Annotated in this window: 24 protein-coding genes and 1 pseudogene; 12 read left to right on the forward strand and 13 right to left on the reverse strand. The window is 44.4% G+C overall.

What is annotated here, in order from left to right:
- The first annotated feature begins 46 nt into the window (after positions 1-46).
- Positions 47-598, forward strand: coding sequence for a Uma2 family endonuclease (locus tag HNQ34_RS00875; RefSeq protein WP_183250883.1), 552 nt, complete (start codon positions 47-49; stop codon positions 596-598).
- Between the two features lie 21 nt (positions 599-619).
- On the opposite strand, the gene HNQ34_RS00880 is transcribed toward HNQ34_RS00875, so the two are convergent.
- Positions 620-1,360 (reverse strand): SDR family NAD(P)-dependent oxidoreductase, encoded by a 741-nt coding sequence (locus tag HNQ34_RS00880; RefSeq protein ID WP_183250884.1) that lies wholly within the window; start codon positions 1,358-1,360, stop codon positions 620-622.
- 75 nt (positions 1,361-1,435) lie between these two features.
- Positions 1,436-3,421 (reverse strand): acetoacetate--CoA ligase, encoded by a 1,986-nt coding sequence (locus HNQ34_RS00885; RefSeq protein ID WP_183250885.1) that lies wholly within the window; start codon positions 3,419-3,421, stop codon positions 1,436-1,438.
- Between the two features lie 252 nt (positions 3,422-3,673).
- On the opposite strand from HNQ34_RS00885, the gene HNQ34_RS00890 reads away from it, so the two are divergent.
- The 3 genes from HNQ34_RS00890 to HNQ34_RS00900 are packed head-to-tail and all read left to right on the forward strand — an operon-like array spanning position 3,674 to position 6,018.
- Entirely contained in the window at positions 3,674-3,934 is a 261-nt protein-coding gene (locus HNQ34_RS00890; RefSeq protein ID WP_183250886.1) for a FeoA family protein, read from the forward strand.
- The gene (locus HNQ34_RS00895; protein ID WP_183250887.1) at positions 3,918-4,655 is read left to right on the forward strand and encodes a FeoB small GTPase domain-containing protein; all 738 of its coding nucleotides are present in this window, start codon (positions 3,918-3,920) and stop codon (positions 4,653-4,655) included. Before HNQ34_RS00890 ends, HNQ34_RS00895 begins: the two co-directional genes overlap by 17 nt.
- Positions 4,624-6,018, forward strand: a complete 1,395-nt coding sequence (locus tag HNQ34_RS00900) for a ferrous iron transporter B (RefSeq protein WP_183250888.1) — start codon at positions 4,624-4,626, stop codon at positions 6,016-6,018. Before HNQ34_RS00895 ends, HNQ34_RS00900 begins: the two co-directional genes overlap by 32 nt.
- 44 nt (positions 6,019-6,062) lie before the next feature.
- On the opposite strand, the gene HNQ34_RS00905 is transcribed toward HNQ34_RS00900, so the two are convergent.
- A complete protein-coding gene (locus HNQ34_RS00905; protein WP_183250889.1) occupies positions 6,063-6,686 on the reverse strand; it encodes a histidine phosphatase family protein in 624 nt (207 codons plus the stop codon).
- A 33-nt stretch (positions 6,687-6,719) separates the two neighbouring features.
- The gene (locus tag HNQ34_RS00910; RefSeq protein ID WP_183250890.1) at positions 6,720-8,717 is read right to left on the reverse strand and encodes a sensor domain-containing protein; all 1,998 of its coding nucleotides are present in this window, start codon (positions 8,715-8,717) and stop codon (positions 6,720-6,722) included.
- 245 nt (positions 8,718-8,962) lie between these two features.
- Between HNQ34_RS00910 and HNQ34_RS00915 the strand changes: the two genes are divergently transcribed.
- Entirely contained in the window at positions 8,963-9,454 is a 492-nt protein-coding gene (locus HNQ34_RS00915; protein WP_183250891.1) for a PCYCGC motif-containing (lipo)protein, read from the forward strand.
- A gap of 128 nt (positions 9,455-9,582) precedes the next feature.
- Here the strand turns inward: HNQ34_RS00915 and HNQ34_RS00920 are convergent, their stop codons facing one another.
- The 5 genes from HNQ34_RS00920 to HNQ34_RS00940 form a co-directional block, all read right to left on the reverse strand.
- Entirely contained in the window at positions 9,583-10,329 is a 747-nt protein-coding gene (locus HNQ34_RS00920) for an exonuclease domain-containing protein (protein WP_183250892.1), read from the reverse strand.
- Positions 10,322-11,371 carry a DUF294 nucleotidyltransferase-like domain-containing protein gene (locus HNQ34_RS00925; RefSeq protein ID WP_183250893.1) on the reverse strand — a complete coding sequence of 350 codons (1,050 nt, stop codon included), beginning with the start codon at positions 11,369-11,371 and terminating at the stop codon, positions 10,322-10,324. The genes HNQ34_RS00920 and HNQ34_RS00925 overlap by 8 nt, the downstream gene beginning before the upstream one ends.
- 54 nt (positions 11,372-11,425) lie before the next feature.
- Positions 11,426-12,730: an ammonium transporter gene (locus HNQ34_RS00930; RefSeq protein WP_183250894.1), complete on the reverse strand. Its 1,305-nt coding sequence runs from the start codon at positions 12,728-12,730 to the stop codon at positions 11,426-11,428.
- Between the two features lie 388 nt (positions 12,731-13,118).
- Positions 13,119-14,276: a toxic anion resistance protein gene (locus tag HNQ34_RS00935; RefSeq protein ID WP_183250895.1), complete on the reverse strand. Its 1,158-nt coding sequence runs from the start codon at positions 14,274-14,276 to the stop codon at positions 13,119-13,121.
- Positions 14,260-14,925 (reverse strand): 5-bromo-4-chloroindolyl phosphate hydrolysis family protein, encoded by a 666-nt coding sequence (locus HNQ34_RS00940; protein ID WP_183250896.1) that lies wholly within the window; start codon positions 14,923-14,925, stop codon positions 14,260-14,262. Before HNQ34_RS00940 ends, HNQ34_RS00935 begins: the two co-directional genes overlap by 17 nt.
- A gap of 149 nt (positions 14,926-15,074) precedes the next feature.
- Here HNQ34_RS00940 and HNQ34_RS17670 point away from each other — a divergent pair, with 149 nt between their 5' ends.
- Entirely contained in the window at positions 15,075-15,206 is a 132-nt protein-coding gene (locus HNQ34_RS17670) for a hypothetical protein (protein WP_281375873.1), read from the forward strand.
- A gap of 19 nt (positions 15,207-15,225) precedes the next feature.
- The gene (locus HNQ34_RS00945; protein ID WP_246363635.1) at positions 15,226-15,891 is read left to right on the forward strand and encodes an SIMPL domain-containing protein; all 666 of its coding nucleotides are present in this window, start codon (positions 15,226-15,228) and stop codon (positions 15,889-15,891) included.
- A 70-nt stretch (positions 15,892-15,961) separates the two neighbouring features.
- Here the strand turns inward: HNQ34_RS00945 and HNQ34_RS00950 are convergent, their stop codons facing one another.
- Entirely contained in the window at positions 15,962-16,666 is a 705-nt protein-coding gene (locus HNQ34_RS00950) for a TcaA second domain-containing protein (RefSeq protein ID WP_183250897.1), read from the reverse strand.
- 100 nt (positions 16,667-16,766) lie between these two features.
- Entirely contained in the window at positions 16,767-17,333 is a 567-nt protein-coding gene (locus HNQ34_RS00955; protein ID WP_183250898.1) for a histidine phosphatase family protein, read from the reverse strand.
- Between the two features lie 270 nt (positions 17,334-17,603).
- Here HNQ34_RS00955 and HNQ34_RS00960 point away from each other — a divergent pair, with 270 nt between their 5' ends.
- Positions 17,604-17,906, forward strand: coding sequence for a hypothetical protein (locus HNQ34_RS00960; RefSeq protein ID WP_183250899.1), 303 nt, complete (start codon positions 17,604-17,606; stop codon positions 17,904-17,906).
- A 103-nt stretch (positions 17,907-18,009) separates the two neighbouring features.
- Here HNQ34_RS00960 and pdxR read toward each other — a convergent pair whose 3' ends face one another.
- Positions 18,010-19,428 carry a MocR-like pyridoxine biosynthesis transcription factor PdxR gene (gene pdxR, locus HNQ34_RS00965; protein WP_221277223.1) on the reverse strand — a complete coding sequence of 473 codons (1,419 nt, stop codon included), beginning with the start codon at positions 19,426-19,428 and terminating at the stop codon, positions 18,010-18,012.
- 112 nt (positions 19,429-19,540) lie between these two features.
- Between pdxR and HNQ34_RS00970 the strand changes: the two genes are divergently transcribed.
- Positions 19,541-20,086: a pyridoxamine 5'-phosphate oxidase family protein gene (locus tag HNQ34_RS00970; RefSeq protein ID WP_183251294.1), complete on the forward strand. Its 546-nt coding sequence runs from the start codon at positions 19,541-19,543 to the stop codon at positions 20,084-20,086.
- A 137-nt stretch (positions 20,087-20,223) separates the two neighbouring features.
- On the opposite strand, the pseudogene HNQ34_RS17880 reads toward HNQ34_RS00970, so the two are convergent.
- Positions 20,224-20,316, reverse strand: a pseudogene (locus tag HNQ34_RS17880) (DinB family protein); the annotation flags it as partial.
- A gap of 126 nt (positions 20,317-20,442) precedes the next feature.
- Here HNQ34_RS17880 and hyfB point away from each other — a divergent pair.
- Genes hyfB through HNQ34_RS00990 form a run of 3 tightly spaced genes read left to right on the forward strand, consistent with a single transcriptional unit; the run spans position 20,443 to position 24,061 of the window.
- A complete protein-coding gene (gene hyfB / locus HNQ34_RS00980; RefSeq protein ID WP_183250900.1) occupies positions 20,443-22,461 on the forward strand; it encodes a hydrogenase 4 subunit B in 2,019 nt (672 codons plus the stop codon).
- A gap of 9 nt (positions 22,462-22,470) precedes the next feature.
- Entirely contained in the window at positions 22,471-23,412 is a 942-nt protein-coding gene (locus HNQ34_RS00985; protein WP_183250901.1) for a respiratory chain complex I subunit 1 family protein, read from the forward strand.
- Positions 23,413-23,425: 13 nt separating this feature from the next.
- On the forward strand, positions 23,426-24,061 hold the full coding sequence (locus HNQ34_RS00990) for a hydrogenase (RefSeq protein WP_183250902.1): 636 nt from the start codon (positions 23,426-23,428) through the stop codon (positions 24,059-24,061).
- The last annotated feature ends 1 nt before the right edge of the window (position 24,062 follow it).

Below are 24,062 nucleotides of genomic sequence, written 5' to 3' on the forward strand. Positions count from 1 at the left end.
TCGTGCTATAATATAGAAAATAACGATCGGAAAGGTTGGTGACAGTATGGCTTTTCCACAAGAACGGAAACCGTTGACGTATGCCGATTATTTGCAACTCGACGACTCTGTTCGATGTGAAGCGATCGATGGACAAATTTACGATATGGCTCCCGCTCCTACCCCTAAACATCAACAAGTCGTCACGTTACTCAGCGCGGAATTTGTGATGCATTTACGCGGGAAAACATGCCGCGTGTTCGTTTCCCCAATTGATGTTTGCTTTTCTAATGACGAATGGGTTCAGCCAGATATTGTGATCGTTTGCGATCCAAACAAAATTAGCGACGAACGCATTATCGGGGCACCTGATGTCATTGTCGAAGTGCTATCACCGTCTACCGCTAAAAAAGATCGTTTAATTAAATATAAACGTTACGAACAAGCAGGAGTGCGGCAATATTGGATTGTCGATCCGATTCATGAGTATGTGGAAGTGCATGTGTTAAAAGACGGAGCGTTTCAACTTTACGGTACGTATTTTAAGGAAGACACTATTCCTGTTCAGCTATTTGGTCATTTTTCCATTCATGCAGACAATATTTTTCTCTCGCAATGAAAAAGAGGCGCACGCCGCCTCTTATTCTTCGTAAATCATTTTTCTTGTCATGCCGCCGTCGACGACAAGATGAGTGCCGGTGACAAAATCGTTGTTCGGATCGGTGAAATAAAGGCAGGCGCGCGCCACATCTTCTGGTTTGCCAACACGTCCTGCGGGATGCTGGGCATGGTCTTTTGGCCGAAGCGTTTCATATGCTTTCGTTTCAATCCAGCCTGGACAAATCGCGTTTACGCGAATGCGGTCAGCACTAAACGACATCGCTAGCGCATGGGTGAGCGCCAACATTCCACCTTTAGAAGCAGCATACGCTTCGGAGTTTGGTTCCGACATCAACGCGCGTGTCGATGCAATATTGACAATCGCTCCGCCACCGTGCGTTTTCATGATTTTCGCCGCTTCTCTTGCGCAAAGAAACGCGCCGCGCAAATTCGTGTTGATGACGTCATCCCATTGTTCGACCGTCAAGTCATAAGGCGACACAAAAATGCCAAATCCAGCGTTATTAATGAGCACATCGACTCTTCTAAACATGTTGTCAATTTCTCGAAACATGTTCTCAATCTCCGTTGGTACGGTTAAATCACATATGTACGAATGCACATCATACCCTTCTGTTTGCAGCTGTTTAGCAACAAGCTGCGCTTCATCCGTTTTATCCGTTACGATAATGGTCGCTCCTTGTTCGGCATACGCTTTCGCTAACGCTCGGCCGATTCCCCCAGCTGCCCCTGTAATAACAACAACTTTTCCCTGATACAACTTTCCTCCCTCCTTCCACTTTATTGTACATCATACATCAAGGTTGTTGCCAAACGACAACAACCTCAAGCTTTGTTATACGTTCGAGATGTGATTTTCCCACTGTTTCGCCAGCTCAATAAAGAAGGAAAGCGATTCAGGGTTCGCCATCGAGCCAACGTTCACCGCTTTTTCAAGCGGGAAGCCTAATAAAATTTTGCGAATTGGGATTTCCATTTTCTTTCCGTTTAACGTTTTTGGAATTTGTTCGACTTGATAAATGTCGTCTGGAATAAAGCGCGGCGATACTTGCGCTTTAATTGCTTCCTTAATTTGCTTTTTTAATGCGTCGTCTAGTTCTACCCCTGGTTGAAGGACAACAAACAGCGGCATAAATGATTTCCGCCCCATCACTTCTAAGTCAATGATTAAACTATCTAGAATGCCGGCCACCGTTTCGACTGCTCGGTAAATTTCGCTCGTGCCCATACGGACGCCGGCGCGGTTAATCGTCGAATCCGAGCGGCCGTAAATAACACAGCTGCCTTGTTCATCGATTTTAATCCAGTCCCCATGTTTCCACACGCCTGGATACGTATCAAAATAGCTTTCTTTATAGCGGCGATCGTTTTCATCGTTCCAGAAAAAGAGCGGCATCGACGGCATCGGTTCGGTGATGACTAACTCCCCAACCTCGTTAATAAGCGAATTTCCATGTTCATCAAACGCTTGCACATTTGCCCCAAGCGAGCGGCATTGCAGCATGCCAGCACGAACAGGCAACAGCGGAGATCCGCCGACAAACGCGGTGCACACATCTGTCCCACCGCTGCACGATACGAGCCAAACGTCTTCTTTCACGTGCTCATACACCCAAACAAACCCTTCCGTCGTCAGCGGCGACCCTGTCGAAAGAACGGCTTGCAAACGAGAAAGGTCGTACTTGTCTTTCGGCTGAATCCCTTGTTTCATACAAACGTTAATAAACGCTGCACTTGTGCCAAAATGCGTGATGTTCGCTTCTTCTGCCAGCTCCCACAATACATGGGCATCCGGAAACGTCGGACTGCCGTCGTACAGAACAACCGTTGCCCCAACTAACAAACCGCCGATTAAGAAATTCCACATCATCCAACCGGTCGTCGTAAACCAGAAAAACGTGCTATCATGTGTAATATTGCATTCAATCGATAAAATTTTTAAATGCTCTAATAAAATACCGCCATGCCCTTGCACGATCGGCTTTGGCAATCCGGTCGTTCCAGAAGAATATAAAATCCATAGCGGATGGGCAAACGGCACTTGTTCATACACAAGTTCGCTTTCTGCTTGCAACATGTCCGTCCATAATAAAACAGAATCGTCCCACGCACTTACATCGTCACGCAAATACGGAACGACAATCGTCTTTTTTAACGACGGAAGCTTTTCTTGCAGCTCTTTGACAACAGGCACTTTATCAAACGTTTTTCCGTTATATTGACAACCGTCAACCGCAAACAAAATCGTCGGCTCAATTTGTTGGAAGCGATCGATGACGCTGTTGGCGCCAAAATCCGGAGAGCAGCTTGACCAAATTGCCCCGATGCTCGCACACGCCAAAAACGCTACGACCGTTTCCGGAATGTTTGGCATGTAAGCGACGACACGATCGCCTTGTTTCACGCCAAGTTTTTTCAGTGCCGAAGCGACCGCCGCCGTTTGTTGTTTTAACTCTGCCCACGTCACTTCACGTAGCGAAACACGCTCAGAACGGAACAAAAGCGCCGGCTTCTCCTGCATGTTGCGAAAAATATGTTCTGCATAGTTTAACCGTGCCCCCGGAAACCAGTTTGCCCGCGGCATTTTTCGCTCCTCAAGCACACACGCATACGGGGCAGACGACTGAACGTCGCCATATTCCCACACCGTTTCCCAAAATTGCTCAAGTTGTTCAACCGACCATTTCCATAACGCCGCATGCGAGTCAAATGTAAGTCCTTTTTTCGCTTGTAACCAATCCATATACTTTTTTACGCTTGACTGTTCGATTTGTTCTTTCGTTGGTGTCCATAAAATATCCCCGTCCGTAACCGCTTTCATTTCTCCCTGCGCAAAACGGACATGTTTTGCGCAGACTTCACCACCTTTCCCCTTTGTTTCCGAACAAAAATATAAAAAATTCGGACTATTTCTATAATAACATCTTTTTCTAGTATAAGGAATATGCTCTTTTCTCTAAAAAATAAGCAAAATCGTTGACAAAATGACATTCGCTGAATAAGATAAGATTAAAAGTTGGTTTAAGGAAAAATTATAACCTCTGTACAAATTGTTAACAGGAGGGAAACTGTTATGACTCAAGTAAAACTCGAACGTTTATGTGATGCTCAGCCAGGAGAACGTTTTCGTATCACAAAGATTAATATAGAAGGAACAATGAAGCGGAGATTGCTTGATTTAGGGTTTGTGCCGGGCTGCGAAGTCACCGTATTGCAAAAAAGCCCGTTAGGCGACCCGACGGCTTATCGGGTGAGTCATACGACGATCGCTTTAAGAAACGAAGAAAGTTCTAATATTTACGGGGAGAGGATCCGCGATGACAAACAATCATGAGTATACAATTGCGCTGGCAGGAAACCCAAATACAGGGAAAAGCACGTTATTTAACGTCTTAACGGGCTTGCGGCAACATACAGGAAACTGGCCGGGGAAAACAGTCGTTCACGCCGAAGGTTTTTTCACCTATAAAGATGAACAATATCGAATCATCGATCTTCCCGGAACGTATTCGTTATACTCGAACTCGGCTGATGAAGAAGTAGCACGTGATTTTATTATTTTTGCTAAACCCGATGTCACGCTCGTTGTACTCGATGCAACCGCGCTTGAGCGAAATTTGAATTTGGCGCTGCAAGTATTAGAAATGACCGACCGTGTCATCGTCTGCCTCAACTTAATGGACGAAGCGAAAAAGAAAGGAATTATCATTGATATCGCTAAGCTTTCTAAAAAATTAGGCGTTCCGGTCGTGCCGATCTCGGCGCGCAATAAAGAAGGAATCGATGAATTGCTCGAAACAATCGCCCGGATGGTTCATGGTGAAATCCAAACAAAGCCGACCAAGATTTCGTACAGCCGCACGATCGAAGAAAAAATCGCCAAGCTTCTTCCTCTTGTCAAAGAAGTAATCGGCGATGAATACCCTGCGCGCTGGATCGCGCTTCGCCTTTTAGATGGAGACACTTCTCTTCTTCATGCGTTACAAAGCCAACCACATCATTTATTAAAAGGAGGGGCGCACTATGGATGCCACTGTTCCGCCAAATCCATTTGATGAGCTGTTGAAAGAAGCTCAACACTTATCAGGCGACGATACGCGTGAACAAATCGTTTCGGCCATTTTTCAAACATCTCAAGCGATTTGCAAGGAAACGGTTACGTACACGAAACAGGAAAAATTGCATGAAACCGAAAAGCTCGATCGTATTTTTACTTCAAAAATCTGGGGATTTCCGATTATGCTGGCGATGCTTGCCGTCGTTATTTATATCACAATTGCTGGCGCAAACGTTCCTTCTTCGCTGCTCGCTGAATTTTTCGGATGGCTTGAAGGATATATAACGCTTGCTTTTGAGAAAATGCATGCCCCAGAATGGCTATACGGAATTCTCGTGCTAGGATTGTACCGTGGCACAACATGGGTCGTGAGCGTCATGTTGCCGCCGATGGCGATTTTCTTCCCGATTTTTGCTTTGCTCGAAAACTACGGATATCTTCCGCGCGTCGCTTTTAATATGGACCGATTGTTTAAAAAGTCAGGGGCGCACGGAAAACAGTCGCTGACGATGGCGATGGGATTCGGCTGCAACGCTGCGGCGATCATGTCGACAAGAATTATCGAGTCGCCGCGTGAACGAATGCTAGCGATTTTAACGAACAACTTTGTCCCTTGCAACGGCAGATGGCCGACGTTAATTTTGCTTGCTTCCCTCTTTATGGCAGCTGGCTATACAGGCGGCTGGAAAACGTTGATGACAGCAAGTGTGGTCGTCGCGATGGTCGTATTTGGCATCGTCGTCACCCTCACTGTTTCTTGGGTATTATCCAAAACCGCGTTACGCGGCGTGCCGACCCATTATACGCTCGAGCTTCCGCCATACCGGCGGCCGAAAATATGGGATACGATTGTTCGCTCCACATTGGATAAATCCGTTTACGTCTTAAAACGGGCCGTAACAGTCGCTGCTCCAGCTGGCGTGCTGACATGGGTGTTAGCTAACATTCATATCGGTGATACAACGGTCCTTGCTTATATCGCCCATTTGCTTGATCCGTTTGCCCGCCAGTTAGGACTCGACGGTTACATTTTGATGGCGTTCATTTTAGGGCTCCCTGCCAATGAAATTGTGCTTCCGATTTTATTGATGGGGTATTTATCGACAGGAGCATTAACCGAAGTCGATGGGCTTCGCTCTCTGAAACAAATTTTCATTGATCACGGTTGGACGTGGCTGACAGCATTAAATATGATGCTATTTTCATTGCTTCACTATCCGTGTGGAACAACACTCATCAATATTTATAAAGAAACGAAAAGCAAAAAGTGGACGTTTGTGGCGTTCGCGCTTCCAACCGGTATTGCGATTGCCGTCACCTTTACAACGGCTCATATCGCACAATGGTTAAGGTTCATTTAATGCACATCCCGCTCTCCTTTTATACAAGGAAGCGGGATGTTTTGTTACACTTCTTTCACTTCCTCTAAATGCGACACATCTGCTTCTACAAGCAACTCCAATCTCCCGTCTTTCACTCGAACGGTTGTAAGACTCGCACCGTGCATAAACGGCGGAGCCCAAAGTTCTTCCAGCGGGGCTTGTTTCAAGCGGGTCGTGATCGTTTTTAATACAACCCCGTGCGTCACAATTAAAACATTCCCTGAAGAATGCTGGTCGATAATGTTCTTCAATGCGGCAAACGCCCGGTTTTGTACATCAATAAATCGTTCCCCGCGCTTCGGGGCATACAGGTGTGGCTCATTCCAAAAATGGTGAAACGAAATGGGATCGAACCGCTGAATTTCATCATGTGTTTTCCCCTCCCAATCCCCAAGATGGATTTCCCTCAATCTTTCCTCTTGATAAATCGGAATCAACCGCTCCTCACGGATGATCTTTGCTGTATCAAGCGCCCGTCCGCTTGTGCTCGCATAAATTGCTGTCAAATCGACTTCCTCTAACCTTTTCCTAAGCCGGCGCGCATCTTCTCTGCCTTTTTCCGTCAGCGGCGAATCTTGCCAGCCTTGCATACGTTTTTCTATATTCCATTCTGTTTCCCCGTGTCTTGTCAAATATAATGTAAGCATTCCCTTTCCCCCTCATAAAATGCCCCCTAACAATCACGTGTTAGAGGGAGTGTTGGATTGATTATATTGTTCAAGCCATTGCTTTAACTTTTCCGCTTCGAGCGATTTGCTGAAATAAAAGCCTTGGGCGAAATCACAGTGCATTTGTTGAAGGAGCGATAGTTGGTGATTCGTTTCGACCCCTTCTGCAAGTACTTGAATATCAAGGCTTTTCGCTAAATGAATAATCGTATCGACGATCGTTGCATCTTTTGAATTTTCGACAATGCCTTGAATGAAGCTGCGGTCAATTTTTAACAGTGAGACCGGCAAGTTACGAATGTATGCAAGCGACGAAAAACCGGTACCGAAGTCATCGATCGCCACTTGCACACCGGTGTTTTTCAACTCTGTTAAAATATGCTTGCCTGTTTCAATATTTTCCATCAATCCACTTTCTGTCACTTCTAAAATTAAGTGCTCCGGTGCAAAACCGGTTTCATTCAATATGTAAATGACATGACCGACCAGTTCTTTTCGATTCAACAAAAATGGAGATAAATTTACCGCTAATTTTAACCGCGGAAAATGGACTTGCCACTCCTTTACTTGCCGGCATGATTGCTCTAATACCCACAAAGTAATTTCAAAAATAAATCCACTTTGTTCCGCAAACGGGATAAACTCCAGCGGCGGAATTTCTCCAAGTTTCGGATGCCGCCAGCGAAGCAGCGTCTCGACTCCCATCGCCGCACCACTTTCTAGTTCAATTTTCGGCTGATAACATAAATAAAACTGTTCGCGCATAATTGCAAATGGGAGATCCCGTTTAATCGTCGTCGTGCGATTTTGAACGGGCTGGTAAAAATAATAGCCATTTTTTCCGCGGTCTTTCACATAGTAAAGTGCTTGATCGGCATATTTCATCAGTTGTTCTTGGTCGTCCGCATCGCTAGGAAAAAACGCAATGCCGATCGAAAGCGTCGATTGAATCATTTGTTTTTCGTAACGGAACGGCTGGTGAAACGCCTGAATCAACCGCTCCGCTAACTCGGACACTTTTTCTTTTGTTGCATTCGTCAACAATAGCACAAATTCATCACCGCCAATTCGCGCAAAAAAATCATCGGGACGCAACACGGTTTGTACTCGTTTGACCGCTTCTTTTAAAAAATAATCTCCCGCCTGATGCGAAAAATGATCGTTAATCCATTTGAATTTATCAAAATCCAAATAGCATAAGGCAAACGTCGTCTGCTCGTCAACAAGCTGACTTATATATTTTTCAAAATAACTGCGGTTGGCAATGCCGGTTAACGAATCAAAATAAGCGAGCTGATGCAATTTTTCTTCATATTTTTTGCGCTCACTAATATTTTTCGCTGTAACAACAATGTAATCAAGCTGATCATCCTTATTTAAAATCGCTTTTCCATGCGCTTCCATCCATACCCATTCGCCTTGTTGATTGAGTCTACGAAATTCTAAGGTTTGTTGCTCGTTCGTTTCATATAACATTTGTAATTTTTCTTGTAAAAGTAACACATCTTCCGGATGTACGTAACGAAACAAATCGTTCTTCAAACATTCTTCTCGAACAATACCGAACGCGTTCTCAAATGAAGGAGAAACATATGTTACTTTTCCTTCATTTGAAAGAATTAAAATGTAGTCGGATGAATGTTCAGCGATAATCCGAAACCATTTTTCGCTTTCTTGCAGCGCCGCTTCCATCTGCTTTTGCTCTGTTCGATCGCGCAATACGCATAAAATAGTGAAAACGTTTTCTTGATGAATCGGGATGAGTGATGCACTGACAGGAACACAGCTTCCATCTGTTTTCTTTACGTTCCATTCCGCATAGTGTACAGCATGACCGCACTTTACTCGTTCAAAATCGTCTACTGAAAAACCAAGTGTTTCAATATCGCATTCGTCCCATCCTAACAATGTTTTAAACGCTGGATTGATATGTATGATACGCCCATTCGAATCAATGAACGCAATGGCATCTGCAAAATGTTGAAAAAAAGCAACAAAGTTGTCCACCATATCAGTAATTACCTCTCCAGTATATTTTTTACTATCAGCAATAAAAAACTGCTTACTCTTTTATCCTAGTCTTGTACTTTCATTTTTACTAATCTAGCGTCAAAAATCAATAAAATGGATAAAATTTTTCAAAAATCGAAGCGAATTGCTTTTCCGCGTTCGCAACACACCTTTTCAAAAACTTGCTGTTTCTTTTCACTTATGCTAGATTCGAAGTACGTAAAACGATAGGAAGGGGAAAATAAATGAAATGTTCTACAACGGTCGCAGCGTATATGTTATCGCTCAGTTTGTTGATGAGCGCCTGCTCTGCAAACGAAGCGAAAGAACAGCAAAATCATTCGAATGTCTATACGACAAACTCGGGTGATGTACGGGAGACGACGAAATCCATTGACCACCTCCCTGCTTTTTTAAGTCAATATGAAGAAAATATGGCCGTTCTTTATCAACAAGTAGCGAAACATCAAAAGCTACTCGAAAACATTCCTTGCTATTGCGGCTGCGGCGAGTCTGCCGGTCACCAAAACAACTATGACTGTTTTGTGTATGAAAATAAAAAAGATGGCTCAATCGTTTGGGATAATCACGCCACAAAATGCGGCGTTTGCTTAGAAATTGCCGCCGAATCGATCACCGAATACGAACAAGGTAAATCGATGAAAGAAATTCGACAAACAATCGATGAAAAATATAAGGAAGGCTACGCCAAACCGACGCCGACAAAGCCGCTATAAGACAAAAGAGGGTGCCCCAAAGTAATGGGATACCCTTCTTAGCTACCATAATATACGCACAGAACAATGGTAAGAAACTTGTATATTGTGTCTCATTTGAGATCAAACAACTTTTTGAGTAGCCTCTTTTACCTCGGCATCACACTTAACGCCGTGTATAAATCATACAGTGTTTCGATTTGTTTTTGCTTCAAATCTTCTAATATCCTTTTCCATAATTCTACCATCGCCTGCACATCTCCATCAGCGGTATGCCGTCTTTCGCACGGAATCTTGTAATGACAAAGCGCCTCATCTAATGTCGGAAATAGCGCGGGGCGATGGATCATTTCCATTACTTGCTGCATTTCTAAAAAACGCCCTGTCCATTTCGTTCGATAGTTCATCCAAAGAAAATGATTCATAAACGATAAATCATGACTGATATGATAGCCAATAATCAATCCGTCGCTAATAAACGATAAAAAATGTTTCATTTCCTCTTTCAAACGCGGGGCCGATTGCACATCTTCCATACGGATTCCGGTTAACCGCGAAATATGCTCCGGAATCTCTTTTTCCGGACGAATCAAGCGAAAATAAAAATCGTTCAGCTGGCCATTGCGCGTTTTAGCAGCAGCGATCGAAAAAATTTCATCCCCGTGCTGCGGTGAAAACCCAGTCGTTTCCGTATCAATAATGATAAACGGAATGTGTTCAAGATGCATATTCATATCAATATGCTTCTTTTGCTGCTCTTTTAATAATGTACGAACCCATACTTCCTGCTGAAATGTATGGCGTTCATTTTCGGATACCGATGATACTTTTTCAATCGGCACCCCAAGCGACAGCATGCGCAGCGCCCGCTGCCAAAAACGATGTTGCTCATTCATCGCGCCATCCCCTCACTTGCCGCATAACCGTACGCTGTAACATTTGGGCAGCTTTCATCGCCTTTTTTAAGCGAGTCCGTTCGCGCGTATCAAGAACATGTAACGGAACGTAATCACGATCGGCTGCTTCTAGTGAATATTTTAATCGAAAATAGACGCATGTTAAAAACGCTTCATGCACGTTTTCAGCAATTGAAACAGGCAATAGCGATCGATCGCGGATGTGCTCTAACCTTTCCCACGTCGTCATGGCGGAAATGTTTCCTACACACGATAAAAATTTTAACGAATTTACCAGCTGCACATAACCGCTATGTTTTAAATGAAGACAGCCGCTATAACGGCCCCATCGTTCAATATAAAAATTGCCGAACCAACCAAGCGGAACACGAGGAAAAATGACGTGCTCCCCTATTCGTTTCAACAACACCGAATGGCGGCTCATCTGTTCAATAAGCGATGTTTTACAGTCTGTAACCAATTCGCTTACTCCATAAATCGGCCGCATATCCATCGCAATCAACAAAAAGCGAATATCGTCTGGAAAGTGATGGGCGATATACGTTGCCATTTGCTGTTCCCACGCCCGAACCGATTGGCTCCACCGCCGATTCGTCGCCATGACATTCCCCGTACAATACGGATAGCCGATATCGTGCAAATAGCTCGTTCCAACCTTCGCTAAATGACGAATGAACGCATAACACTCCTCCTCTTGCTCCGGTGGGCATTCAAACAAAATGCCGTTATCTTGGTCAGTCCATACCGTCGGCTCGCCTCTCCCCATGCTTCCCATTACATACCAGCACCACTTCTCAGGAAGAATACCGACCCCTGCTTGAATCGTTTCTTCTTCCGCCAACATGACCGCTTTTTTAACAAGTGCATCATGAACATCGCTTAGCGCATGGGAAAGGGAAGCAATTACATCTCTTTCGATCACATTTCGTAGCCGATAAGCTAATTCACGATGATAAACGCTTAGCTCGTTTATCGTTTTGGCTTGATCAATTTGTTGAATGAGCTCGTATAACGATTCCATGTTGATCTTCCTTTTCTAAAAAAACCGGATGGACATGCCAATCCGGTTTTTTTCTTATTGAACCACTGTTTTTGAATGGTTCACAAGTGCAGGATCCAATTGTTCTGGATAACCGTACGAACCGTGTTCACTAATATCCAAGCCAGAAACTTCTTGTTCTGCTGTCACACGGAGTCCGATCGTTTTCTTTAAGACAAACAAGATCACAAAGGACACGATCGCAACATAAGCTGCCGCTCCTAACACCCCAACCGTTTGCACAATCAACTGTTGGAATCCGCCGCCATATACAAGCCCTGCTTTTCCGATTCCGGTAATCTCTACTAAACGTGGAGAAGCAAAAAACCCGGTCGAAATTGTGCCAATCGCTCCAGCAATCCCATGAACAGAGAACGCACAAATCGGATCGTCAATGCCTTTTCTTTCAAAGTAAACAGAAGTCCAGAATGTAAATGAACCGGCTACCGCTCCAATTACAACGGCTGCCCACGGCTCGACGAACGCACACGCAGCCGTAATCGCGACAAGCGCTGCCAATACACCGTTGACCGTCGCTGGAATATCCGCTTTTCCAACCATGATTTTCGCGGTCACAATCGCCGCGATCGCTCCCGCTGCTGCTGCCAAGTTCGTCGTTAGTGCCACATAACCGAAAAATCCATCCCCTACGGCCATCGTACTTCCGGCATTAAATCCAAACCAGCCGACCCATAAAATAAAGCCGCCAATCACTGTATAAACTTGGTTATGACCCGGAATCACGTTCGGTGTCTTATCCTTATTAAATTTTCCGATGCGCGGCCCAAGCAAAATCGTTGCCACTAACGCTGCAATTGCCCCTTGCAAGTGAACGACTGTAGAGCCAGCAAAATCTTGCATCCCCATCGTTCCAAGCCAGCCGCCGCCCCATACCCAGTGGCCGATGACTGGATAAATGGCGATTGTAAAAATCGTTCCGAATATAAAATAAACAGATAATTTCGCACGTTCTGCAAAACCTCCCCATGCAATCGCCAAGGAAACTCCCGCAAAGCCGAGCTGGAACAAAAATTTAAGCGACAGCGGTACGTTCGCCCACGAGAGCGAATCAAACGTCCCTTTTCCTTCTTTTAAAAACCATCCTTCCGTGCCGATGAAACTGTTTCCTGCGCCAAACGTAATCGCAAAGCCAAACGCCCAAAATGCAAGGGAAGCGATTGCGAAGCTTAAAATTTGTTTTCCCGCGACGTGACCTGAGTTTTTCATTCGCGTCGATCCAGCTTCCAGCAAAGCAAAGCCCGCTTGCATGCCGATGACCAATACGGCGCTGATCATCACCCATAACGAATCAAGTGCCAACGAAATTTCTTTCGGACTCATTTCCATCTCCCTTTCCGTCATTTGTTTTAACATCTTTTGTTATAATATATTACATAAAAAAGTGTTAATCAACTCTTTTTTTCGAAAGTAAACGGTTACAAACGAAAAAAGTTTGTTAAAAAATCTTACAAATATTTTTGGATAAAAAGCAAAAAAAGCGCCACACTACGTAACGAGCAATAAATAAAGAAAGGATGAGTACGTAATGAAAAAAACAGACAAGCAAACAGAGGCTAACAACAAACAGTTGCAGAAAGAAACGAACAAACAACCACTAGGGTATGGGGACAAAAAGTTAGAAGGACCAAATCGTCCAGCGGATTAAAATAAAAAGGCTGAGCAAATGTCAGCCTTTTTCACATTCTGAATCACTGTCTAATTGCTTTTCTTATCGCTTCATTGAGGCAAGCGTCTGTTTCAATTGTTCTTCCATGTTGACTAGCTCCCGTTCTACTTGCTGGCGTTTGAGGCGGCCTTCTTGCTGAATTTTTAGTGTTTCTTCTAATGTAGCCACTAAGTTTTCTTGCGTTTTCTTTAACGTTTCAATATCAATCAGTCCACGCTCGTTTTCTTTTGCCACTTCAATGCTATTGATTTTCAACATTTCCGAATTGCGTAGCAGCAAATCGTTCGTCGTTTCGGTTACTTGTTTTTGCGCTTCCACCGCCCTTTGCTGACGGAATAACGTCAAAGCGATGACGACTTGATTTTTCCAAAGCGGAATGGCAGTTAAAATCGACGATTGAATGCGCTCCACTAACGTTTGGTTCATATGCTGAATCATGCGAATTTGCGGCGCTGTTTGAATCGTCACTTGCCGGCTTAATTTTAAATCGTGAATGCGCTTTTCCAAACGGTCTGCAAATTGCAACAAATCATTCACTTCCTGCATCTCCATTTGATTTCCTGACTTTTCCGCCTGTGCCCGCTTTTCCGGAATGAGCTTCGTCCGCAATTCTTCGAGTTTTAACTCTGCCGCGGCAATATAAATATTGAGCGCATCAAAATACTCTTTATTTTTTTCGTACAACGTTTCTAACATCATAATGTCGCGAAACAATAGCTGACGGTGCTTTTCTAATTGATCGGCAATTTTATCGATTTCGACACCGATTTTTTGATATTTGGCAACCATTCCTTGCAGCGACTTCGATACAGATCCGAATAATCGCGATAAAAATCCTTTTTTCGCCGGCAATAAATCGTCCGGATTCACTTCTTTAATTTTGCTCATCAATTCGCTAATGACCTCACCAACAGGTCCAGCGTCTTTTGTTTGAACGTGATTTAAAATCGCGTGCGAAAACTTCGACAGTTCCGCCTGCGCCGCCACCCCGTATTGAATGATCGCCTGCTGATTGCTTGGATCAATTTGTTTCGAAAGCTGGAGCGCTTTTTCGCGATGTTCTTGCTTTAACGTATCAATCAGCTTCACCGGACGGCGCTCCTCCACCGCCATCTCTTTTTGTTCCGCCGGTAAAGAAAACGGGTTTTCCAACAGCGAATCAAGCGAGCTTGTCCACTCTTCGTTATCGAACGGTTTCATAGTCCCTCTCCTTTCTCCATTCACTGCTCTCTAACGGTTTTTGTTGTTCGAGCGATTGCTCAAGCAATTTCGTTTCTACCTGCAAATCAAACACATCATCAGAAAGAATTTCCAACAACCGCTTTTCAGCCGCGGCAATCAGTTCATCCAGCAATTGTTCCGTTTTGCGCAACACTTCTTTCATTTCTGCGTTTCGAACCGGTTGATGGATCAAATAAACGTATTTTTCAATCATCGTTACCGCTGAATCTAATTCGTGAATAAAAAACGATTGGGCAATCCGAAATTTTTGCGGGTGTTGTTCGACGGCACGAATCATTTTTTCGACCGTTGCACTTATATGTGAGATTTTCTGCCACATCACAAGCGAACGAACTTTCAAGCGCGCCCGCCGCATTCGCTTCCATTTTTTCCATGCTTCGGCAAGCTGCGTGCGTATATAGTCTTTTTCTTCTTTTAAAAGGCCGTTTGCGACAATGCGACGCGCTTTTCGTTTCATGTAAACAGATGTAGCAAGCATCGCCGCTGTTCCTGATACAAATGAAAGGAAAAATTGATAATCAAACAAAAAGAAGGCGATGATCGCTGTTACAAAACCGACATTCCATGAAACGAACCACCGCCATAAAGTCATAAACAATCGCTTCATTGTTAATCCCTTCCTCGCGAAAGATTTACTCACATTATAACATGTCCTATTTTTTATACGAAACAGTCGCTCCTTTTGTTTCATTATTACAAAATGAATAAGACAACTTGACAGAAGAATATGTTGATATAAAAAAGGAGATGAAAATCGTGAAACAGATCGATTGGCAAATGGTCATATTTGTCGGGATCACATTATTGCAAGAATATTGGTGCTATTTCGGACTGCCACGCGTCTATTATTGGCGGGCGAGCGAAGATGACCAGCATAAAGCAGCGTAAGCGAAAGAAGGTGGTTTTCATGCACGATTTCCGTGTGCATTCTTATTATACACAACCACCGATGGAGCCTTCTACACGAACGATTTCAGTCACCGGCCAAGGAACGCTCTATGTTAAGCCGGATACTGTTATTATTACAATCGGAATTCGCACCGAGCATGCAAGCGCCTTAGAAGCACTTTCAGAAAACGCAAAACGAGCGAATGCGATGATTCAAGCGTTGCAAACGATCGGTATCCTCCATGAAGACATTGATACTTCCTCATTTTCGATTTATCCGAAATATACGTACACCAACCATACAGCTGTCCTAGCAGGATATGAAGTCGAGCATATGTTTGACATTACCGTCAAAGACGTAAAAATGGTTGGGGCCATTTACGAAACGGCGGTAGCCAACGGAGCGAACATTGCCCGCCAGCTTCAGTTTAAACTCGCGAACGAGCAACCGCATTATCAACAAGCACTCGCAATGGCGGTAAAAAACGCCCGAGAAAAAGCATTCGTTCTCGCCCATACTCTCCAGCTTCCGTTGCATGACGTTCCAATCGAAATCAAAGAACAAAGCAACTCCTTCACCCTTTCCCCGCCGCGGACAATCGTTCTCGCAGAAGGAGCCGCACCACCGATCCAGACTCAAGAAATCGTCATAACCGCAGTCGTCCATGCAGCATTCGCCTATTAAATGATCTGTGCGCATATATACGAACCGAATACAAATTGAAGGGTGTCCCGTCATTCGGACACCCTTTTAATTAAAACGTCACTTCCCTCACCCGCTCCCCGCCGAATAAAACGACGGTTTTCGTTTTTTGTTTTTGTTTGGTGATTACAGTTACTTCGTACATCCCCGGAAGATACGGGCCGTACTTTTTCACAAGCGGTTCTTTCGTTGCTTCCCCTTCCACTTTTTCTCCGTTCACAAGAACTGGCGCGTCTTCTTCGATGCGAACGACGAATGAATAAACAGTGGGCTCAAAGACATATTGATTAAACATGAAAAACTGCGTTTCATACACTTTCATTGTAAAAACCGGCGGAATCGATGTCAGCCCTTTTATGTATACATGTTTTTCTTTCCATTGCTGCTCTAAATCGCGTCGAAGAGCGGCATACGCCTTCGGATGTTTGTCTAAATACAGCAATAACGGTGCTAACGCTTTTTCGTTGACAGGCACAGTGTCGCTTCGAATATACGTTTTTAGTACGTCCCAATCTTTCTCTTTTAGCGCCTCCTCTAATTTACGGATAGCAACTTCTTTCCCCATTTCATTTTTCAGCATCCCGTATCCTTTTATGACGGTAACGGTGAAAACAAAAAGGGCGAGCAACACGAAGACTGTCCATAAAAACAGCCGGATTCTTTGCTGTTGCGCCGCTTGTCTGCGCTGCTCCAAGCGCGTCGACAGCGCCTTTTCTTCATTTTCGTCATCCGGCATCACCGTTTCATTTTCCTTCACCTATCTTCCCCTCTCCCGTTCTCTCTTTCTCATTCATGTTTATGACAGAAGAAGGGAAAATATGTGAACGATCGCATAACCGGGGCATGATGACGTTTTGTCAATTCAATGTATACGAACAGGCATGCCAATGTGCCGCGCGCTTTGCGGAGGTTCGTTTCCACCCTTTTTTCTCCAGCTGCTTTCCGACAAATCGGTGAAACCACCCGTGTCCGACAACCGTTACTGTTCCATATTTGCGGGCGTATTCAATAAGCAGATCACAAGCTTTTTCCGCACGAATGACGGCTTGCAAATAAGATTCCACACCACGCGCATACCCGAAAAACCAACAGAGCCGTGCCAAAACGAGCCATAGATGCACCGGCAAACGAAAAAAACGAAGACAGGCAAATGGAACAGGCGTGTCCACTTCACGAAACAGCTCGCTTTGCTCTACCGGACAAGACGGCAAAAGCCGTTTGGTCGAATGAATCGCGCGCGGTAACGGGCTCGTGATCAGCACGTTGGCTCGTTTTATTTTTTGCAGCGTCGATGAAGAGATCAAATCATGTGCACATATGCCGTGCGCGTCGTACGCTGCGATCCATCCGGCGAGCTCAGCTCGACTTATCCACCCGTTTTCTTGCCATTCAGACTTCCCGTGCCGAATAAGAATAATTTCCATCTGCACACCCCGTCACCTTCTCCATTTCCTAACAAAAACAAACGTATTTATGCACTTTTTTGATTATACCATTATTTGGACCGTTTTAGTTATAATGTCCATGCTCATTTTCATAAAAATAGGAAACACATACTTCAAGCAGCAGGTGATCAAATAACGTTCAAACGTTTATGACGATTTTTTGAACGTTTATAAAAAAAGATACATTTTTTTGAATGTTGTAGTATATTTTGTATGGAATATTCTTATGAAAATCGAGGGAGTGTTAAAATGATCGTTCACGAATTGATGAGCATGGAATCCATTTTTACGGAAGAGCTAAAAGAAGGGTATCACGTTTTATTAGGAAAATACAAAACGGTAGACGTTCGTGTGTTAAGTGCTGATTGCGTTCAAGAAATTGATTGCGGGACAGAAGAAATTGTCGAAGTTGTTTTTGATCCAGGTAAAGAGTACTCGCTCGTTCGTCTCGGTTTATATACATTTGAAAACGAAGCACCATCGCTTGACGAATTACAGCAAACCATCCTTGAGCAACATTGCGACATTTTTGAAGAAGCGGTCTCAGCTTGAGACCGCTTCTTTTTTAAAAGAAAGATGAATCGTTTCCGCTGCATAGTTAATTACATCGAAACTTCCACCTTATTTGTTCACTCCTAGCCATCTCATTAAACTTTCACGAAACAAAATCTGATCGAACGATTTCTCTCAGCTGTCGCACCCCTTCCTTTATCTCATGTTCGCTCATTCCGCCAAATCCTAACAAGATGTAAGGAGGGGGCGACGTGGTTGGGTCAAACCAATATTTCGCGGCGGAGTAGATGTTGATTCCTTCATTTTTCGCCCTCTCGACGAGACCGCTGACATCGGTCACATGTCGGAAGCGAACAAGTAAATGCAATCCCGCTTTTTCACCAATAATCGTGGCATCAGTACCAAAATTTTCGTCAATCGCAGCAATCAGCGCTTGCCGCTTTTTCGCATACACGTTGCGCATTTTACGGATATGCCGCTCTAAATAGCCTTTTTTCATAAAAAGAGCCAACGCTTTTTGGACGATCGTCGCGACCGGCTGGTTGTAGTTATAAAACGTGTTTTGAAATACTTCTAATAAACGAACTGGAAGCACCATATAACAAACGCGGATGGCAGGCGTTAATACTTTCGAAAACGTTCCGACATAAATAACCCGGTCTTGTGTATCGAGTGCTTTTAAAGACGGAATTGACTTTCCTTCATAGCGAAATTCGCTGTCATAGTCGTCTTCGATAATGAAACCATCTGTTTTTTCAGCCCATTTTAATAACTTTTGCCGTTTCCCAATCGGCAGCACCATCCCGAGCGGAAGCTGGTGCGAAGGGGTGACATATATGACAGTTGCTTCGCTTTTCTCGAGTTCTGTTATATTCAGACCATCTTTTTCAAGAGAAATCGGGACAACTCGGTAGCGATGGTTGGCAAATACGGTGCGAATTCCATCATATGACGGATTTTCCATCGCAATCGTATCTGTTTCTTGCGAGAAAAGCTGACAAAGCAGTCCTGTCATTTGATGAATGCCGGCACCGATCACGATTTGTTCATAAGAACAGTGAATGCCGCGCGCTTGAAATAAGTAATGGGCGATTTGCTCCCGCAGTTCGATGTCCCCTTGCCGTTCCCCATACCATAGCAGTTGTTCCGGCGGTGTGTCCATCGCTTCATTCATGCACGCCCGCCACGCTTTCATCGGAAAATGGGCGATGTCGATGTTGCCGTAGCGAAAATCGTATGCTTGTTTGACGGTTTCGGCGGGCTTCGGAGTTTCATATGTTTTTTGGAAAAGCGGCTTTGGCAAACACTCTTTATCGAATTCCTTCACGATGAATCCTTGCCGCGGTTTGCTTTCGACATATCCTTCCGCCACGAGTTGCGCATACGCAGCTTCAACAGTGTTTCGGCTGATGCCCAAGTATTTGGAAAGCGCGCGAACGGAAGGTAAACGCACGCCTTTTTGGATATGTCCTTGCAACATTTCATTTTTCATATATTCATAGAGCTGTTCATAAAGCGGTGTACGCTTCGTGATGTCTAAATTGGGAGTTAACTCGATCATCCTCGTCCTCCTGACCCTAAAAAAATGTTCGAAACTGTCACTATGAATCATGCCACAATCTTCCTACAATGATTATAACAAAAGCGATAAGGAGGAAGAAGCGATGTTTACGATGAGAAGACCGATGCTAGAGTGTCATGACGAAGAAAAAATTTCCGCATTTTTATCGTTGGCGCCAACAGGGTTTTTAGGACTTGCCGACGGCCATGAACCATATGTCGTTCCGTTGAATTTCGTTTGGTGGAACGGTGCCATTTATGTTCACGGTGCGGAAGAAGGGCGAAAAATGGAAATGCTGAAGCGAAATGCGCGCGTTTGTTTTACGGTCAGCGAAAACTTCGGCACGATGGTACACCCGGTGCCGGCCAAAACGGATACCGGCTATATGAGCGTCATGGTGTTCGGAGAAGCGAGCATCGTATCTGATTTAGAGGAAGCGACAGCAGCTATGCAACAGCTGCTGAATAAATATGTTCCCGGCTACTTTTCCTTGCCGCTTTCCAAACATCACGTCGAATCATACCGCTCTTCGCTGGGAAGCCGCACCGTCGTCATCAAAATCACTCCGCATGCCATGACGGCGAAAGAAAAACCGTTGAAAGAAGAGCGCGTTTTTTACAAAGGGAGAAAAGCGGCGGATGATGCAGGGAAAATATAAACGACCAGTAGAGGGAATCAAAAACGGCTTTTGAGGCGAACGTCAGAAGCTGTTTTTGTAAATTTATACGTACAGTTGGAATTTGTCCCATCTTATTCATTCGTTTTTACTTTTCATCATACTTCTATTCCTCTTTCTCAAATCGTTATAAATAATATAGTCTGTAGATACTCCGGATATCCTAGTTGCCGAATCATCGCGAAAATATTGTCACGATGGTACGTTCCGTGGTTGCTATATGATGAATTTTACATAATATCAATTCGAGATGAATTTTCCCCCTTGTATCAATTTATATAACTTAGTATATTTGAATTATTGAATATTAAATAATACATTTATTCAGAGGTGATGATATGGAAGTCTTCGAAATATGGCTGTTTGTGCTATCTTTACTGTTTTTCGTATTGGGCGCATTCGGCGCTATTTTTTTCAGCCGACGTGCTAAATGGGCAAACTTTCTTGCCCATAGCAGCGCCCTTATCGGCGGACTGCTCGGAGCGGCGGCCGCGTGGCTCGTCTTATCGACAAAACAATCGATTTCCGTCACCGCATGGACAATCATGTCTGACATTGTTTTGCGGTTTAGAGTGGATATGCTTTCCGCCTTTTTCCTTTTCGTGATTTCTTTGTTAACGGTTGCCGTGTCGCTCTATTCGATCGGATACGTCACAGAATATTACGAAAAAAAACCGGTCGGCCTACTTGGCAGCGGCTTTAACATTTTTTTGTTGTCGATGGTGGCCGTCGTCACAGTCGATAATAGCGTTTCATTTTTAATTGCTTGGGAATTGATGTCTCTTATTTCCTTTTTCTTAGTAATGTTCGAGCATGAAAAGCCGGAAATTCGTAAAGCCGGGTACGTGTATGTAGTGATGACCCATTTTGGAACGGTTTTTATTATTCTTTCTTTTTTAACGCTCTTTTTCTTTACGAATCGCCTTGATTTTCAGTCATTCACACAAGCCGCGTCCGATTTGCCCACTTCCGTTAAAAACATGATTTTTCTCATGTCGTTGATCGGGTTTGGGACGAAAGCGGGAATAATTCCGCTTCACGTTTGGCTACCACGGGCTCATCCGGCGGCACCAAGCCATGTATCTGCCTTGATGTCTGCGGTGATGATTAAAACCGCGGTCTATGGGTTGCTTCGGGTCAGTTACGACTTTTTAGGAGACGGTACATCGTGGTGGGGAGCTGTCGTCCTTGGCATTGGGGTGATTTCCGCAGCGCTTGGAATTTTATTCGGAGTCGCGGAAAATGATATGAAACGTTTCCTTGCGTTTAGCAGTGCGGAAAATATAGGAATCATCTTTATGGGCTTAGGGGCCTCTCTTTTATTTCGCTCCTACCACGAACCGCTATTAGGAGCATTAGCGCTGACGGCGCTGTTATATCACGTGCTCAATCATGCCATCTTTAAAGGACTGTTGTTTATGGGAGCTGGTTCCGTCCTCTATGCGACGCATACGAAAAATATTAACGAACTCGGCGGACTTATCCGGCAAATGCCATGGACCGCATCGCTCTTTTTGATCGGTGGCATGTCGCTCGCCGCTCTACCGCCGTTCAATGGATTTATAAGCGAATGGGCGACGTTCCAATCGTTGCTTCACCTTTCGTTTTCGCTCGATCATCCTGTCTGGAAAACAGCGGGAGGGCTCGCAGCGGCCGCGCTCGGATTGACGGGAGCGTTTGTCGCCGGCAGTGTCGTCAAACATTTCGGAACCGCTTTTCTCGCGTTGCCGCGTACACCGCGCGCTGCGCATGTCAAAGAAGTACCAATCGCCATGCGCCTCGGTATGATGATCCTTGCCTTTGGAACGCTCATTCTCGGAATGTGGCCGGGCTTTGTTTTGCACATGACAAATCGCATTGTAGAAAGTTATTTTCACAAATCATTGACAGGCCGCGCCATGTTGTATGTGCCGTTCCAACATTCGTCCGAGTCCATCTCGCTCGGAGGAGTACTGGTGATACTACTCTTTTTATCGACACTCATTCTTATATCGCTTCGTGCTTCGGTTGGAAAAAGCAACAACCGCTTCGATGAAACGTGGAACTGCGGAACACCGATTCTTCCATCGATGGAATATACCGGCACGTCTTATTCGCACCCTGTCTTAATGATTTTCAAACGGCTATACGGAATCGAACGGAGCGTGGACGTGCAAGGAGAATACGCCTATTATCCGAAACGGATTCGCCATCGCTTAAAAACAGAATCGATGATTGAATCAAAATTATACCGTCCGCTCATTCACGGCACCGTGCTTCTCTCGCAACGGTTACGAGCCATTCAAAGCGGAAATTTACAAAGCTACTTAGCCTATATGATTATCACGTTGATCGTTTTATTACTTTGGATTCGGTAGGTGAAGCAAATGGGATGGATCATTTTTGTCGCTTTTTTGCAGACGGCAACAATCATCTGTATAGCCCCTTTCATACAAGGGATCATCAAAAAAACGAAAGCGCGCATGCAAAACCGCATCGGGTCAAGCGTTTTGCAGCCGTACTATGACTTGATCAAGTTTATGAAAAAAGATGCCGTCCTTTCGTTGCATTCGTCATGGCTGTCGGTCGCTACCCCGTATATCGTGTTTGTTTCGATTGTGACGGCCGGCCTTTTCATCCCGACCTATATAACAAACAACGGTTTGAGCTTTATGGGAGATATTATCCTTGTTGTGTATTTGTTTGGCATCGCCCGCTTTTTCACAGCATTTAGCGCCCTCGATGCCGGCGGGTCTTTTGGCGGCATGGGATCAAGCCGGGAAATAGCGTTATCCGCAATTGCAGAACCTGCTTTATTGCTGGCGGTGTTTGCCGTCCTTTTATCAAGCGGGACAACAAAGCTGCCAGATCTCATCGCATCCTTAACAAGCGATGGATGGAGCTGGTTTTCACCGTCTTACGGGCTTGCTTTTTTCGCCATGCTCATCGTATTAATTGCCGAAACAGGACGCATTCCGGTGGACAACCCGGATACCCACTTAGAATTGACGATGGTTCATGAAGGAATGTTATTAGAATATTCCGGGCGGTATTTAGGATTGATGATGTGGGCAGCACAAATGAAGCAGCTATTGCTTTTAAGTCTTTTCATCAATTTATTTTTCCCATGGGGAATTGCTGCTTCCGGTAATGTTTCACAAATCGTTCTGTCGTTTTTGTTATATGTTGCAAAGCTAGTTGCTCTTGGCATGCTTCTTGCTTTCATTGAAACAATGTACGCAAAAATTCGGCTGTTTAAAGTCCCGAAACTGCTCGGTTCATCGATGATTTTGTCTTTAATGGCCATTTTACTTCGGGTGTTTGAATAAAGGGGGATCATGAATGGAACAATGGATTGCTATGCTACTACTAGTTAGCGCCATTTGGTTATTGCAAATCCGGAAAATAAGTGATTCTGTGCCAATTTTAGCGTTTCAATCGTTTATCCTTGCCCTTACGGCAGGTGCGATGTGGTATCAAACGAAACTTTCACATTTGTTGATTGCCGCGTTGTTGACATTGATTGTCAAAGCGATCATCATTCCGGCAATTTTGCATTACACCATTAAAAAAATTGACGTCCATCGTCGGGTAGAGCGGGTTACGTCGAAATATACTTCATTATTGATCTCCATTATTCTGTCAGTGGCCGGATTTTATGTCACCTCCCGCCTTCATCTTCCGAGCACGAAATTCGGAGCGCCGTATCTTCCGGTATCGATTACGCTCGTGTTTCTCGGAACGTTTATTATGATCGACCATAAAAAGGCGCTCATGCAAGGAATCGGGCTCATTACGATTGAAAACGGGCTGTTTTTAGTGGCGCAGTCGATTAGCTACGGCATGCCGATGATGGTCGAGCTTGGCATTTTCTTCGATATGCTCGTAACGGTCGTGATTATTGGTATTTTATCGCTTCGCATTCATTCTACTTTTGAAAGTTTGAATATAGTAAATATGAGAAGTTTGAAGGGATGAT

Origin of the sequence: Anoxybacteroides tepidamans (genome assembly GCF_014201465.1) — a bacterium.
GTDB lineage: Bacteria > Bacillota > Bacilli > Bacillales > Anoxybacillaceae > Anoxybacteroides > Anoxybacteroides tepidamans.

Excerpts from the sequence above, each read along its gene's own strand:
- HNQ34_RS00990 (WP_183250902.1), top strand. The coding sequence starts at position 23,426 with ATGGAACAATGGATTGCTATGCTACTACTAGTTAGCGCCATTTGGTTA.
- HNQ34_RS00930 (WP_183250894.1), bottom strand. The coding sequence starts at position 12,730 with ATGAGTCCGAAAGAAATTTCGTTGGCACTTGATTCGTTATGGGTGATG.
- HNQ34_RS00960 (WP_183250899.1), top strand. The coding sequence starts at position 17,604 with ATGATCGTTCACGAATTGATGAGCATGGAATCCATTTTTACGGAAGAG.
- HNQ34_RS00875 (WP_183250883.1), top strand. The coding sequence starts at position 47 with ATGGCTTTTCCACAAGAACGGAAACCGTTGACGTATGCCGATTATTTG.
- HNQ34_RS00900 (WP_183250888.1), top strand. The coding sequence starts at position 4,624 with ATGGATGCCACTGTTCCGCCAAATCCATTTGATGAGCTGTTGAAAGAA.
- HNQ34_RS00920 (WP_183250892.1), bottom strand. The coding sequence starts at position 10,329 with ATGAATGAGCAACATCGTTTTTGGCAGCGGGCGCTGCGCATGCTGTCG.
- hyfB (WP_183250900.1), top strand. The coding sequence starts at position 20,443 with ATGGAAGTCTTCGAAATATGGCTGTTTGTGCTATCTTTACTGTTTTTC.
- pdxR (WP_221277223.1), bottom strand. The coding sequence starts at position 19,428 with ATGATCGAGTTAACTCCCAATTTAGACATCACGAAGCGTACACCGCTT.
- HNQ34_RS00985 (WP_183250901.1), top strand. The coding sequence starts at position 22,471 with ATGGGATGGATCATTTTTGTCGCTTTTTTGCAGACGGCAACAATCATC.
- HNQ34_RS00935 (WP_183250895.1), bottom strand. The coding sequence starts at position 14,276 with ATGAAACCGTTCGATAACGAAGAGTGGACAAGCTCGCTTGATTCGCTG.
- HNQ34_RS00925 (WP_183250893.1), bottom strand. The coding sequence starts at position 11,371 with ATGGAATCGTTATACGAGCTCATTCAACAAATTGATCAAGCCAAAACG.
- HNQ34_RS00955 (WP_183250898.1), bottom strand. The coding sequence starts at position 17,333 with ATGGAAATTATTCTTATTCGGCACGGGAAGTCTGAATGGCAAGAAAAC.
- HNQ34_RS00885 (WP_183250885.1), bottom strand. The coding sequence starts at position 3,421 with ATGAAAGCGGTTACGGACGGGGATATTTTATGGACACCAACGAAAGAA.
- HNQ34_RS00940 (WP_183250896.1), bottom strand. The coding sequence starts at position 14,925 with ATGAAGCGATTGTTTATGACTTTATGGCGGTGGTTCGTTTCATGGAAT.
- HNQ34_RS00945 (WP_246363635.1), top strand. The coding sequence starts at position 15,226 with ATGCACGATTTCCGTGTGCATTCTTATTATACACAACCACCGATGGAG.
- HNQ34_RS00890 (WP_183250886.1), top strand. The coding sequence starts at position 3,674 with ATGACTCAAGTAAAACTCGAACGTTTATGTGATGCTCAGCCAGGAGAA.
- HNQ34_RS00895 (WP_183250887.1), top strand. The coding sequence starts at position 3,918 with ATGACAAACAATCATGAGTATACAATTGCGCTGGCAGGAAACCCAAAT.
- HNQ34_RS00970 (WP_183251294.1), top strand. The coding sequence starts at position 19,541 with ATGAGAAGACCGATGCTAGAGTGTCATGACGAAGAAAAAATTTCCGCA.
- HNQ34_RS00910 (WP_183250890.1), bottom strand. The coding sequence starts at position 8,717 with ATGGTGGACAACTTTGTTGCTTTTTTTCAACATTTTGCAGATGCCATT.
- HNQ34_RS00905 (WP_183250889.1), bottom strand. The coding sequence starts at position 6,686 with ATGCTTACATTATATTTGACAAGACACGGGGAAACAGAATGGAATATA.
- HNQ34_RS00915 (WP_183250891.1), top strand. The coding sequence starts at position 8,963 with ATGAAATGTTCTACAACGGTCGCAGCGTATATGTTATCGCTCAGTTTG.